A 13,453-nucleotide genomic window follows, 5' to 3' on the forward strand; every position below is an offset into this window, starting at 1 on the left:
CGCGATCGGGTGCCCGCCCAGCCGACGTCGAACGCCGACCCACACTGCTGGCGCTGGTCGACCCTGGCGCCGATGGCGCGCAGGGCAGGCGAATTGGTGCCGGTCGGCCGCGGCGGTGAACGCCGGGCGATCGCCTTGGCCAATCCGGGACTGGCCGGCGCACCCTACTTCTCACCCACTATGTGGGCGGCGATCCAAGAATGCCGGCGCTGCGGGCATAGCGCCGCCGAAAACATCACCGCGGGCACCTCCCCGCTGATCGAACGCGAACGCGAGGTCCTGGCCACCCCGGCACACTGAACATGGTCGACTAAGGTGGCCGGTATGCGTTGACCCCTGCCCGGCAGCCGGGCACCACCTCACCTCCTTCGTGTCCACATTCGGAACCTACGAAGGAGATTCGACGATGAGCACGTCGACCCGCATCGACGTCCCCGCCGCCTTGGCGGCGTCCCACAGTGCACACGACGGCGCGTCCGGTCGCGCCTGGATCGCGGCGTTGCCCGCCCTGGCCGCGGGGTTCCTCGACCGCTGGGCGTTGCGCCTGGACGCTCCGGCACGACACGGCATGGTGTCACTGGTGCTGCCGGTGATCCAGGCGGACGGCACGCCCGCCGCGTTGAAACTACAGCCGGTCAACGAGGAGAACGTCGGCGAGCCACTCGGCCTGCGCGGCTGGAACGGCGACGGCGCCGTGCGCCTGCTCGACCACGATCCCGACACCGGCACGCTGCTACTGGAACGGCTGGACGCAGCCCGCCCACTGTCTTCGGTGACCGACGACCGCGCCGCACTGCGCATTCTCGCCGAACTACTGGCCCGCTTGGTCGCGGCTCCCGCACCAGCCGGGCTACGGCAACTGGCCGACATCGCCGCCGCCATGCTCGAACAAGTGCCCCGCACCGTGGCGGCGTTGCCCGACCCTGCCGAGCGGCAGCTGGTTCGCACCTGCGCATCCGCCGTCGCCGAACTGGTCGATCAACCCGGCGACCGGTTGCTGCACTGGGACCTGCATTTCGACAACATTCTCGCGGCCGAGCGGGAACCGTGGCTGGCCATCGATCCGAAGCCACTCGCCGGCGATCCCGCCTTCGAACTGCTGCCCGCGTTGAGTAATCGCTGGGAAGAGATGGTCGCCACCGGCGATACGGCGCGCGCCGTGCGCTACCGCTTCGACCTGCTCACCGAGGCGCTCGGCCTAGACCGGCGGCGGGCGGCGGGCTGGACGCTGGGTCGCGTGCTGCAGAACGCGCACTGGGACGTCGAGGACGGCCACACCGCCCTGGATCCGGCCCAGGTCACCATCGCGACCATCTTGCTCGACTCCCGGCTGCGCTGAGGTCGGTCTGCCCTGACTACGGCAATACGACGCACGCGGGACCGGAACTGATGCCGGTCCCGACGGTCACCGACGTGAGGAAGTAGGCCTCGCGCTCCTGGATGCACTCGATCCAGCAGTCTCTCGCCGAGAATAACCGAAAACTCAACAGCTACAGGGCAGCGCAGGAAGCTGGCACAGACCCACAACTCATCGCGAACTGGACCAAACCAGTCCAATCCGAACGAGAAGTCGGCGTCGCACAACTCGCCGCGCGCAGACCGCAATGCAAGCACGTCCCCGTTGAGCCGCAACGAGATTCGTCAACTCGTCGAATCCCTGGGCGACCTAGTGCAGATCTTGCAGCGCGTCGACGGCACAGCCAAAGCTCAAGGTCTATCGCCAACTCGGGCTCAAGATGACCTACAACCACGAAAACGGGTTGTGCTAGCCGAAGTTCAGCCAACACGACCCGTGGACGTACTGGACGTGTCCGGAGGGGACACACGCGCTAAACACCAATCCAACTGCGGAAATACTGATACATGTCAGCTGCTGACGGTTCGGAAGTTGCTGCCGTGCTCGGACCATCGAGTACTTCGACTCCGCGGCCAGAATCGTCCTGAACGTCTGCGGGTCGGAAGCAGTTGAGAGCTGCGGACTCGGCCAGTCGGTTGCCGCGTTCTGTCGAGCAAGCGACTGACTATGCCGCAAACGCTGTACATTGCCGGAGCCTTAGTGCAGCGGCGCCCATGCGGTTACTACTTGAATGTGTTGCCCAGCTGTCACTATCTCGGACCATTCGGCGCGATCACCAAGCGGCAGATGCTCTTCAGCTTGTTCTGTAATTGTTGTGTACCAATCGCCGTTCTCCCACCCGTCAGCTCGAACATTGACGGCTGCGATGTATGTATCGCTGATCGCGAACCGGATGACCGCCAGATGTTCGCGGACCCGTGCGTCGCCGTGTGGATCGGTCGAATCCCATGCGGTCGCAATATCGAACCTGCGGACTCGTGACGCCAGTTGGGGCCAGGACATTGTTTCGTTGATCGCCCCGAATTCTCCAGTTGCCGTGGTTTCCCATCGGCTGCCGCGGCGGACTGCGACATAGTTGTAGCGACCTCCGCCCTTGTCGAATCGCACCAGCGAGCCGTCCGATGGTTCCGCCGGAATGGGTGGTGGGGGCACAGGGCGAACCGGTTCTAGCGGTTCGAGTTTCAGCCGCAGCACGGTGAGGTCGTAGCTCAGCGAGTCCGGTAATCCGGGCACAAGCGTCGAAATGGTGATCGGAGGTCCGTTCAACACCTCGTCGCTTGCTTCGTTGGCTTTGATTGCGTCGATGCGCACTTTGGCAGAAACCGCGGAGGCTGCGATGTCAGCCCAGCAGGCCGCGACAAGCCCCCGTTCGCGGAGATGGCGAACCATCGGAAGGAAGCGTTGGCTCATCGGCGGGGTCAGCTGCCCGATTCGACGATAGTCCACACGCACCTCAACGTGATGTTTTGCTCGGCCGACACTCGGCGCGCAGTCGTGAAGGGTAGCAAACAACAGTCCATATCCTTTGTCGGACACGAACTTCCGTACGGCGTCGAAATGCTCATCTTCCTTCGTTACCTGAATAATCGTTGACCGCGGCAGCATGGTGTACGGGACTGCGGGGGGATCATTCAATGGAATGGCATGTTCAGGCTCCCCGAGGGCGATCTGTACGTATGCGTTGAATTCGATGCCATCGAATCCATCATATTCTCTTGCCCAGATTCGGCTTTTCGTAGTCGGCACGAACCCCGACGCGACGATACGTCTAAGAACTCCTGCCCAACGCGGGGCATCCTCGGGTCCGACATAGCCGATCGTCCGACCATCCGTTCGAACCGATATCGCCCACTGCCCGTGTGGACCATCGGGTTCGGGAATAAGTTCGACGACCGGCGTTAGTTCTCTGTCCTTCTCCGGAAAATCCGGTGGGTACAAGCTGCGAAGTGCTGGTAGAAACTGCTGCTCGACCGTGAGTTCGTAGTCGCAGTACGTCCTGGCCTGCGTCCACAGTCGGTACGGAGAACCAGCATCATGCTGGGCAAGCTCCACAGAGGGCATCGCTGGTTGAGCTGGTTCCTGTGTTGACGAATTTATGTCGCTCGCGGCCGCCTCGACGACGGCTCGGCTGGCAGATCCGATCGGCCGTATGCTCTTCGGCGGCTCCTGAGTTTCCGCGGCAGTCGGTAGAACTTCCCCATCGATGTTGACGCCAAAATCCGTTGCTAGACCCGCAAGTCCGGATGCCCAGCCCTGCCCGACCGCCCTGACCTTCCACACGTCGCCGCGACGGTATACCTCACCGAATTGAAGTGCCGACTCGGTAGTCGCGTCAGACATAACGTAGTCCGCTAGCACATCCTCGTTTTCGTCGACGAATGTGAGTGTGAGCGCACCGAGTTCTCCGAAACGATGCGAATCGACGCTACCGACCACAGCCACGGTGTGGGTCGTGCTTGGCAGCGTCGACAAGTCGATCGCGATAAGCGCCCGTGCACCGTCGTCAGTGACCCTGAGACCCAGGGATCGGACGGAACCACCCGGCGAGGCCGGCTGGTTGTAGAAGACGAAATCTCTGTCCGAGCTAACCTTCCCGTCGCTCCCGAGTAGCAGAGCGGACGCGTCGACGTCTATCTGCGGGTCCGTCCACCCGATCGCAACGCAGATACGCCGCACGCGCTGAGGCAACAGCAGATTCTGTCCCTTGGAGAGTCTCGGAGCGGCCACTGTGACCAACCCTTCTTCGATTCGGTATGCATCATCAGTGCTGGTTGAGATCACCGGTATCTGTCGTATCGGTCCACGAGCATGAGATATTGCAACAATCTTTGCCAGCGACGGCGGGGCATGCTGAGATCAGTGGTGATGGGCGCGTGGTCGACCTGCAGTTCCGTGAGCAACACGACCTTGAGATTGCCTCCAGCATCAAGGACAGCCCGAGCGAACACCGAGTCGGCACCGCGGGCGATGCAGCTGACATCAACCAGCCCGGTGGAATCCTCGCGCTCCGCGAGCAGCTTGCTGATCGCGTCATACACCAGCGGTGCAGTGCCTTCGGTGATGTTCATATGCCCAGTACCCCGATGCGCACGACTCAGCTCTTCCTCATCCCGTCGCGAGCAGCAACGGCTTCATCTGACCGCGCAGCTCGGCAACTCGACCGACTCGCGCGAACTGTTCCGTCGCGCGATACACCTTGATCAGCTTCTTCTGCACCCGGTCCGACGCTGTCTTGCCGACCGCTTCGACGGCCGGTCCCCCCGATCCCGCACGCCTCCTCCACATCGCCCTCAATGAGCAGGGCCTGCGCCATTCCCGTTGATCCAGCGGGGCACTACGCCGCCGACCCGGAGGGCGCATCTGGATAGAGTCAAGCGAACTCGGGGCAGTCCCAAAGGTCCGCGATGGCGACTGCTTCGGGCAGGGTCCAAGTCGCCGCTTCGTCAACGAGCAGCTTTTCCCACGATGGTGCACCAGCTTCCGCGCGGTCCGCGGCATCGGAGCGGACTTTCAGCGCAAGCATGCCCACCCGCATGAGAACAGGAATGTTGAGATGTCGAGCGGCGACTACGGTTTCGCCAGCAATCGCCGCGGCAGCGGTCTTCGACATACTGATTGCTCCGGCTGCGGCGTGTGCGGCGAGCAGCATCTCCGTGTGTTTGGCCGCGGCGGAAGTCGCCAGCCGTGGAGTGCCCGTGGAACGGTATGCCCCGAGGTGCGTGTGAGTTCGGATGACGACCTCGGTCGCGAGCATCCCTAGACCAGGCGTCAATATTCCGGAGCGAAGGTTCAACCCGTCGCCGGAGTTCGTTCCGGCGTAAGCGTCATTGGCAAACTTCCGCAAGTCTGGGTTCGACATCTCGCCGAAAAGTGTCCAACCCGGCAGCGGCAAGTTCATCGGGGTGACAAAATCCGCCGCCCAGTGTTTCAACAGAAGGGCGACTGCGAGATGCCGCTCGGGCGCTTTCGCGAACGGTAGACCGGAGCGAGTTGTCGCAACCTCTTCGAACATCCGCCGTCCGTCTTCCCACCACGTACCTTCGAAGGTTCCTGTGCGGATCTGATCGAGGGCGCTGAAGAACCGGCCGATGTCATGGCCGGCCGACCGGACACGATGTGCCGGACCGCCGAATTTGGGGCCGGTGTAATCGATGGCGAGTCGGGCGGTCTCCCTCTCCCACCGGCGCAGCAGGTCAGTCTTTTTCAACAAGGACAGGCCGCTGAGCACCGCAGCGTCTACCTGGCTGTCATAGAGGTTTCCGAGTGCGCCGATGAGCCCGGAGACACCCACGACGACCAGGTCGCCGCGTTCCCACGGAACCCTTTGGGTCGCCCGCCACCCATCGAGTTGCCGCAGCGCGATCGGGTCGAGGATGTCGGCAATGTCGGACTCGCCCCATCCCTCGACTTCGCGACGCTGCTGATGGTGGGCCGTGAGGTCGAAATAGGTCAGGCCAGTCGAGGTGCCCACGATGCGCTGCGTCGCCGCGTGGTCGATCGGCTTGTCCGAAAGCGCTGCTGCGGCGATCATTTCGATGTCTCCGAGGTCGCGCGTGAGTGCGTCCAAGTTGCCGACGTAGTCGTCATCGATCGGCGAGACCCGGTCGCTGGAGTCACCGTCAGTCGCGCTCACGCTGCTTCCTCGAGGTCGTCAGCGAGGACAGAGACTCCCTGGGCAAGGGTCTCAACGGTCTTCTTCTCGCCCTCGACTTCTTCGAGTTCGGCCAGCAAGGCCTGGAGTTCATCATTCTCGGGTCCTGTGACACGCTCCTTGAGCCGGTCAGCGACGCTCCGGAAGCGGGCGATGCGGTCTTCGGCAGCCTGGCGTTGATCTCGCTCCGCGTTCAACTCCGCCTGCTTTGTCTCGAGTTGCGCACGAAGGATTTCGATTCGCTCGGCGAGAGTCACGACGGTCTTGCCCAGGTTTGTCACGCGTTCGCGGAGACTGACAATGACAGCCTTTGCCGCCTCTTCGTTGCCGTCGACATCGCGCAGCACGAGCTGGGTCACCACGTGGAGTCGAATGGCGTCGGCTGCGATGCGAGCTGCCGTGAACCCGGCAGCCTTTCCCGCCAGCGTGACCGCCCCGACTCCTGCGGCGCCGCTGAAGCCGGTGATGAGCGCGGCACCACCGGCCATGCCGAGACCACCAGCAGCGATGGAACCGCCGCCGATCGCGGCCAAGCCCGCCGAAGTAGCCACCGCGCCTGAATAGCCGAGGACAACCGCTCCATACGCTCCGGCAATCGCTGGTGCGGCGAGGCCACCGGTCAGGACGCCCAGTCCGAGGCCGGCACCGGCGAGAAGTGCGTATTTCGTCCAGTTGCTTGCCTTCGACAGCTTCTTGATCGCGTCCTTGTATGCGGTTTCCACAGCAGAGAGGTCTTCAGGATGAAGTTGATCCATCGACCGATGAGCGGCGGCGAGAACTTCGGCGCGGACAGCCTTTTCCCATTTGCCCTCCACCCACGGCTCGAACCCATACAAGTCGATCAGCAGAAGCAGTGCCCGTGACCGTCTCGCCACGACCGAGGAGATCTGTGGCCCAGCGGATTCGAGTGCCTCGAGATTCGGAGACTCACCATCCTCGGCGATCTGGTGAACGATCTCTGCAACAGCGGGCGACCAGTCGTCCTGGTCGCGTTGCACGATGGCCGCAATGGCGTTGTCGCGAAAAGAGTTACGGGTCTCGCGCTTGGACGGAAGATGCTTGCCCTTCGATGCGGCGATGTCGCGCTGCATCATCCGGTACTGCCACGCCGTGAGGACGAAGTCCTCATCGGGAGAGAGCTCGAGCTTCTTCTGTACCTGCACCGCGTCCATCCGCGTGACACTAGCGACAGGGCCCGACACGCACTTGCGGATCGGAGCGAAACGCAGGACGAGGTAGGAACCAGCACCGCCCGTCGTTCCTGGCTACGATTTCCGGCCGACCTGGCCACCCGCAGGTCGGTCGAACGGGGGACAGACGCAGCATATCGGTGGTCCGTAGCGTCGGGGGACCAGTTCAGGTCCCCACGGCAGCAGCACGGGACCGAGCACCGCGACAGGAAGGTCCACATGTCGGCATACACACAACGCCTAGTCGGGGCAGTAACTGTTCTCCTACTCGCCCTCGGCTTTTCGCTATTCGGCGGCACCAGTGCGATCGCGGAATCACCCCCGGCGATCGCGGTGACCCCCGTCGCCTGGCAACCGAACGGATGCACATTCTCTCCGGACCGAACCGCCGACGGGGTGAACTTCAAACCGGCATGCGACCAACACGACAAGTGCTACCACTACCACTGGGCGGGTGACGATTTCAACGGCTTCGCAACCTGCAACAACTGGTTCGAGAACGACATGCTCCGCGCCTGCAACGGCAAATCCGGCTGCCGCGCCACGGCATATTGGTACTCAGGCTGGGTGAAGACGTACGGCTGGCCCTTCTTCCTATGCCGTGCATGCCGCTGAGCCCGGTACAAGCACAGAAACTGACCCAAGCACGGCACCCAGCCTGCTTGGGTCTTCTGGGCGCTTAGCCCAGAAGCAATTGCGGCACAACCTTACCGCTGGTCAGCCACGAACCGTCAGTTCACACCGGCCCGCCATTGACGTCGCCGGCAGGTGCCCACATGGACCTCGTGGAGGTTCGAATCGCCTACCAACACAAGAAGAGCCGACCTCCGTTGCACTGGATGATATTGCGGCTTTCAGAGTGTCCGGAGGGGAACCACACGCGCTAAACACCCAAATCGACCTGCGGAAACTGCGCGATAGAGCTGACAAGCCTCCGTAGCCTGCAGACAAAGATCTGAACCCTTGCAGCGAGCCCACCTAGGCCGTGCCCGATTCAGAGTCGGACTCCGAAGACCGTTTGACGCTGCGGTAGCGGAGGTATATCGAAGCACCGAGCGTGACCAGTGTACCGGTGACGAACACCACGGTGAGCCAATCAGCATTTTGATCCATTTTGCTGACTATTGGCACCAATGTCGCACTGTTGGAACGGAGAACCAGACAGAGCACGACGACCCGGATCACCGTGCCGGGCAGGTGCGCAGCGGCAAACACTGCCGGCCGCATGCCTAATGATCCCGCAAGTAGACATACCAGCTTGTTGGACAAGAGAAAGACCGCCGGAAGCGACCATCGGGCGAAATTACCCTCGATTCGAAGCACGCCCTTTCCAACCCGCCCGGCCAGCCAGCGGAGAGCGATCTCGCCGTACCACCGGCCCACAACGTAATAGAGGAAATGGACAGAGAACCGCCATATTACTGCCACCGTAATGAGCTCAATAACACCGAGTTTCGGGCTTGCCAACACGATGTCCCGTGTCCGGGCGTCGAGAATCACGAGGAGAAGAGGATGATCTCGCAACAGCGTCGGCAACCCGGCCTTTGCCACGAGCTGCCCGACCCACACGATGATCAGCGAGAGTGCGATCAGGATCGACCGCAACCTCACTCTCCGCCGGTCTGCCGTGCTCTCCTTCGGGAGGAGCAACTGCGACTCGAAAAGTTGCCAATAGCGGCCGATGACTGAGCGCACAGAATCATCCTCTATCCGACTGCCAGCGACGTGAATCGGCGCGGACATTCACTTTCGAAACACGTTCTACCTGGATTTCTTCATCAGAATCTGATCGACGCCCATCCGCCCTTGCCGAAAGGCCATGCCGCCGCCGGCGAGATAGAGTTTCCAAACTCTCGCAGTCGCGACACCGACCGTCTCGACGACTTCATGCCACTGTCTGTCGAGATTGTGCGACCACTCGTCCACAGTCCAAGCGTAGTGTTCACGCATGTTCTGCACGCCAACGACTTCCAGACCTGTCCGTTCGAAATAGGAAATCGTTTCACCTACTGGTCGCATTGTCATATCCGGCGCAATGAACGACTCTATAAAAGGACCGCCACCGGCATGCCTGCCGCGGCGACGGGACATCTGCTGGATCAGGATGCGGGCATCGCGTGCCGCTCTCCGGCACAGCACCCCGGCAAAGATCTCATAATTCTTCTCGCCGACATGCTCGCCCATCTCCAGTGAGACGATGGCATCGAAATCTGCCTCATCGATGTACCGATAGTCCTGCAATTTGATCTCGACAGCGCCTCCCAGGCCCCGGCGCGTCGCTTGCGCGTCGATATAGGCCTTCTGCTGCCGGGAAATCGTGACACCGGTGACCTGTGCGCCGTAGTGCTGCGCAGCGTGCAGGCTGAGCCCACCCCAACCACAGCCGATGTCGAGCAGCCGCATGCCGGGTTCTAGGCCGACCTTGTCACAGACCAGATTCAACTTGTCGATCTGGGCCTGCTCCAGACCGTAGCCCGGATCCGCCGGCGTGCCGGGAATATTGCGCGTGAAGAAGGCACACGAATACGTCATGGTCGGATCGAGTATCCGCGAGTAGAACTCGGGCGGTAGATCATAGTGATGGCTGATCACCGCTCGGTCGCGACGCGGGCTGTGCAATCGTCCACCAATTCTGGCCTGATTCTCCGGCGGCGGCAACCGTCTTCCGATCGCACCCAAACCGATCGAAAGCTCGAGCAGTCGAGCGATGTTCGCCGGGCTCCGCCTAGCCTCGCGCAGACTTGTATTCGCCGGAACGGCCCGAACCTGCTCGAGGACAGCCTTGGGATCGCCATCGATCTCACCTAGAATGTATGCCTGCGCCAGACCCAACTCGCTCGGGTTCCACAGCAGTCGGCGTAGCACATTGCTCGACTTCACCGTGACGAGCGGCGCGTCCGGCGGACCGGTCACACTGTCGTCCCACATCTTCAATCGGATCGGCAGCCGACCACCGACGATCGGTTTCAAGGCCGCGGCGACCTCGGTCGCTATGGTCATCTCCGCCCCCGGTGTTGCAAAGCGAACTGCTGCACATCGAGGTATCTCGACCTGAATCCGGCCTCGCAGTATGCGAGATAAAAATTCCACATGCGTCGGAAAGTACGATCGAAACCCAGAGTCTGAAGAACATCCGAACGCGCGCAGAATCGCTCACGCCAGAGCCGCAGCGTTTCGGCGTAGTGTGCGCCGAAGTCGAGTCGGTCGATGATATCGAGAGAGGTCTTCGACTTCGTCAGCTGCTCGATCGCCGTCACGGACGGTACCGATCCACCCGGGAAGATGTACTTTTGGATCCACGTATGCGTCCCACGAGTAGCGAGCATTCTTTCATGGGGCATCGTGATGGCTTGAAGTGCGATTTTTCCTCCTGGAGCGAGAAGTGATTCGAGTTTGGTGAAATAGGTTTCCCAGTACCGAAATCCAACGGCCTCGATCATCTCGGCGGACACAATGGCGTCGTAGGTGCCCTCGACCGCTCGGTAATCGAGCAGATCGAGCTGCACCGAACTCTGATGGCCGGCATACGCGATACGATGTCGTGCCAGCGACAGCTGCTCACGTGAGAGTGTTACCGAGCGAACAGTAGCTCCACGCGCCGCTGCCCGGATACACAATTCGCCCCAGCCGGAACCTATCTCGAGCAGTTCCGTACCGGATCCGACGTGAGCGAGATCGAGCAGTCGGTCGATCTTCCGGCTTTGAGCGTCGGGCAACTCGTCCCAGGAAGCGCGGCTCGGATCGAGAAACAACGCGCCGGAGTACGTCAAAGTCCTGTCCAGGAAGAGTTCGAACATGTCGTTAGACAGATCGTAGTGTCGCGATACGTTTTCGCTCGCGGTGGCTTCCGAACCATATTCATGAACTGGCGGCTTCGTGACATAGGCCGAACGAAATCGCTGCAGTGGCGCCGGCACCAGAGTTGACATATCGGCCGCGAAAACGGTCAGCAGGCCGACGAGGTCGGGCGAGGTCCACTCTCCCGCCATATATGACTCGCCCAGGCCAATAAGCCCGTAGTTGCCGAGCCGAAGAAAGAATTCCCTCGGACGATGAATGAACATCTGCGCCCCGAGGGCGGATCCCGCGCCCATGACGTCTCCACCGGCTAGGGCGATTTGCACGGCCGATCTCGAACTCACACGCCGGAACAGCGCTTCCCCTCCCCGGGCGAGCAGACGAGCCCTTGGGCCGCTCGGCAGACGATCGAGATCCAGCGATCGGGCGACGGAAAGACCGAGACCGGTGCTCACGACGTCCCGGTTTTCCATCGAGTCCTCGAATTCATCGTTCCGATGACAGGCAAACCGCGAAACCATAACCCGAGCCCCTGCCAACGAATCCGAATCGAGGTCGCGAGCGCAGGGTTGCAGAAGACAGACCATACTGCGCTCAGATGTGTGTCCGCCGCAGCCCCGGTCATCGTCGCCACGAAGAAGTCACCGCGCCCATCGTGCAGCACGATCCGAACGCTCAGGTTGTGCGCGGGTTCGGGAGCGGTCACGCCGTAGTATCCGGACACATCGTTGAACGGCGAGACTCGGAACCGCTTGTCGACTTCCGCATAGCCTCGCTCGTCGGGAGCGGTCACGTAGCAATAACGATCACCCTCGGTATTGTGCACTTCCAACAAGATGTGCGTGACCGTCTCGGAGTCATCATGGCACCAGAATATGCTGAGCGGATTGAAGACATATCCGAACGACCGAGGCGCAAGCAGCGCTGTTATTCGTCCGGTGTCACGAATCCCGTTGTCGCTCAGTACCGCGTCGACACGCTGACGCACGGTTTTCCCCGGCGGCGCAAGGTGGTCCTCGGCGCGGAAGCGCGCCAACACCGGAATGTGGGGCAGCTCGTCGATGTCCACGTACCAGCTGACGCTGTTGTACTGAAACGCGTGCGTCAGCGGTTCGGTTCGCACATGCCTGATCTTCGTGCGGAGGACTGTCGGTGTGTTCACGGTGCCAGGACCAACCCCGCGGCACCGACACGCTGCGCTGCTTTCAACCCGGACAGCGCGCCGTCCTCATGGAACCCCCAGCCGTGGTATGCCCCCGCGAAAGATACGACGGGGCCGTTCAACTCGTGCAGTCGAGCCTGTGCCGCCACCGACTTCGGGGTATATATCGGATGGTGGTAGATCATCTCGGCTATGACGGCGTTCGGCTCGACAAGATGAGCACCGCCCAGAGTGACGAGGAATCGGCGGTCCCGCACACCCTCGATCCGCATCAGCCGAGTCAGGTCGTACGTGACGATCACGCTACCGGTCCGGTCCTTCGGGATCAGATAGTTCCATGCGGCGCGCGCCCTCCGTGCCCTCGGCAGCAGCGACTCGTCGCTGTGTAGTTGAACATGATTGGTGGAGTACGGGATCGAAGCCAGCAAGTTCTTCTCCAGCGGCGACGGTTGCGCGAGCATCCGCAACGCCTGGTCAGGATGAGCCGCGATCACAACGGCATCGAACTGCCGCTCATCACCGTGGATGTCGGTGATCCGTACACCGTCCTGATTTCGGTCGACACGGACCACACGGGTCGACATCAATACCTCATCGATCCCCGCGGCGATCTTCTCGACATAGCGTGACGACCCATTCGTCACTGTTCGCCATGTCGGAGATCCGAGTACGGTGAGCATTCCATGGTGGTCCAGAAATCGAAACAGATACTGCGCCGGATACTGCGGAGCGACTTCGGGATCGCACGACCATACGGCAGAGATCAGTGGGCGCATGAAATGTTCGGCAAAATAGGCACCGAACCGATTGCGCCGAAGGAACTCTTCGAGCGTCTCATCGGTCGTGCTTCGCAGCGTCGAACGCGCGGCACGATGAAAGCGAAGGATGTCGAAGATCAACCCGAGATAGCGCCTGTCGACCATCAATCGAGGTTGCGCGAACAAGCCGAGCGGGCCCGTGCATCCTGCGTACTCCAGCCCGTCGCGGTCAGACCGTACCGACAACGACATATCTGTTGTCTGCGTTGCCACCCCGAGCTCGTCGAACAGACGCGTCAGAATAGGATAGGTGCGGTCGTTGTGGACGATGAACCCTGTGTCGACCCTGACTCGCCGGCCGTCGTCCAGCACCAACTCGTGTGTGTGCGCATGCCCACCGAGTCGGCCGTCGGCCTCGAACAAGGTGACGTGGTCGCGCTTCGCGAGCAGGTATGCGGCAGTGAGCCCGGACACTCCACTGCCTATTACAGCGACACTCCGGTCTTTCAAGGTCAGATCTCCCATTCGAATTAACTC

At 61.7% G+C, this 13,453-nt stretch carries 12 protein-coding genes and 1 pseudogene; 3 read left to right on the forward strand and 10 right to left on the reverse strand.

The genetic code is table 11. The features are described from left to right. Positions 1 to 3: 3 nt before the first annotated feature. Positions 4 to 198, forward strand: a pseudogene (locus tag DBO33_RS25600) (cupin domain-containing protein); the annotation flags it as partial. Positions 199 to 406: 208 nt separating this feature from the next. Continuing rightward, entirely contained in the window at positions 407 to 1,339 is a 933-nt protein-coding gene (locus DBO33_RS25605) for an aminoglycoside phosphotransferase family protein (RefSeq protein WP_107657334.1), read from the forward strand. A 714-nt stretch (positions 1,340 to 2,053) separates the two neighbouring features. On the opposite strand, the gene DBO33_RS25610 is transcribed toward DBO33_RS25605, so the two are convergent. The 5 genes from DBO33_RS25610 to DBO33_RS25625 all read right to left on the reverse strand — a co-directional run bounded on the left by DBO33_RS25610 (position 2,054) and on the right by DBO33_RS25625 (position 7,180). Further along, complete coding sequence (locus DBO33_RS25610) at positions 2,054 to 4,138, reverse strand: TerD family protein (RefSeq protein ID WP_234391029.1); 2,085 nt, start codon at positions 4,136 to 4,138, stop codon at positions 2,054 to 2,056. Next, complete coding sequence (locus tag DBO33_RS25615) at positions 4,135 to 4,425, reverse strand: hypothetical protein (RefSeq protein ID WP_107657335.1); 291 nt, start codon at positions 4,423 to 4,425, stop codon at positions 4,135 to 4,137. Before DBO33_RS25615 ends, DBO33_RS25610 begins: the two co-directional genes overlap by 4 nt. A 37-nt stretch (positions 4,426 to 4,462) precedes the next feature. Then, positions 4,463 to 4,642 (reverse strand): hypothetical protein, encoded by a 180-nt coding sequence (locus tag DBO33_RS44095; RefSeq protein ID WP_234391030.1) that lies wholly within the window; start codon positions 4,640 to 4,642, stop codon positions 4,463 to 4,465. Positions 4,643 to 4,727: 85 nt separating this feature from the next. Then, entirely contained in the window at positions 4,728 to 5,990 is a 1,263-nt protein-coding gene (locus DBO33_RS25620; RefSeq protein WP_107657336.1) for a hypothetical protein, read from the reverse strand. Further along, on the reverse strand, positions 5,987 to 7,180 hold the full coding sequence (locus DBO33_RS25625; RefSeq protein ID WP_159080509.1) for a coiled-coil domain-containing protein: 1,194 nt from the start codon (positions 7,178 to 7,180) through the stop codon (positions 5,987 to 5,989). The genes DBO33_RS25620 and DBO33_RS25625 overlap by 4 nt, the downstream gene beginning before the upstream one ends. 237 nt (positions 7,181 to 7,417) lie before the next feature. Between DBO33_RS25625 and DBO33_RS44755 the strand changes: the two genes are divergently transcribed. Further along, positions 7,418 to 7,813 (forward strand): phospholipase A2, encoded by a 396-nt coding sequence (locus DBO33_RS44755; protein WP_407670531.1) that lies wholly within the window; start codon positions 7,418 to 7,420, stop codon positions 7,811 to 7,813. A 363-nt stretch (positions 7,814 to 8,176) separates the two neighbouring features. Here DBO33_RS44755 and DBO33_RS25635 read toward each other — a convergent pair whose 3' ends face one another. The 5 genes from DBO33_RS25635 to DBO33_RS25655 all read right to left on the reverse strand — a co-directional run bounded on the left by DBO33_RS25635 (position 8,177) and on the right by DBO33_RS25655 (position 13,441). Next, a complete protein-coding gene (locus DBO33_RS25635) occupies positions 8,177 to 8,893 on the reverse strand; it encodes an SNARE-associated domain-containing protein (protein ID WP_159080511.1) in 717 nt (238 codons plus the stop codon). A 66-nt stretch (positions 8,894 to 8,959) separates the two neighbouring features. After that, complete coding sequence (locus tag DBO33_RS25640; RefSeq protein WP_107657340.1) at positions 8,960 to 10,198, reverse strand: SAM-dependent methyltransferase; 1,239 nt, start codon at positions 10,196 to 10,198, stop codon at positions 8,960 to 8,962. Next, complete coding sequence (locus DBO33_RS25645; RefSeq protein WP_407670532.1) at positions 10,195 to 11,469, reverse strand: class I SAM-dependent methyltransferase; 1,275 nt, start codon at positions 11,467 to 11,469, stop codon at positions 10,195 to 10,197. Before DBO33_RS25645 ends, DBO33_RS25640 begins: the two co-directional genes overlap by 4 nt. Next, positions 11,448 to 12,119 carry a DUF1365 domain-containing protein gene (locus DBO33_RS25650; RefSeq protein WP_234391032.1) on the reverse strand — a complete coding sequence of 224 codons (672 nt, stop codon included), beginning with the start codon at positions 12,117 to 12,119 and terminating at the stop codon, positions 11,448 to 11,450. Before DBO33_RS25650 ends, DBO33_RS25645 begins: the two co-directional genes overlap by 22 nt. A 35-nt stretch (positions 12,120 to 12,154) precedes the next feature. Continuing rightward, positions 12,155 to 13,441: an NAD(P)/FAD-dependent oxidoreductase gene (locus DBO33_RS25655; protein WP_107657343.1), complete on the reverse strand. Its 1,287-nt coding sequence runs from the start codon at positions 13,439 to 13,441 to the stop codon at positions 12,155 to 12,157. Positions 13,442 to 13,453 lie beyond the last annotated feature (12 nt).

It is taken from the genome of Nocardia suismassiliense (assembly GCF_900269665.1).
Classification (GTDB): domain Bacteria; phylum Actinomycetota; class Actinomycetes; order Mycobacteriales; family Mycobacteriaceae; genus Nocardia; species Nocardia suismassiliense.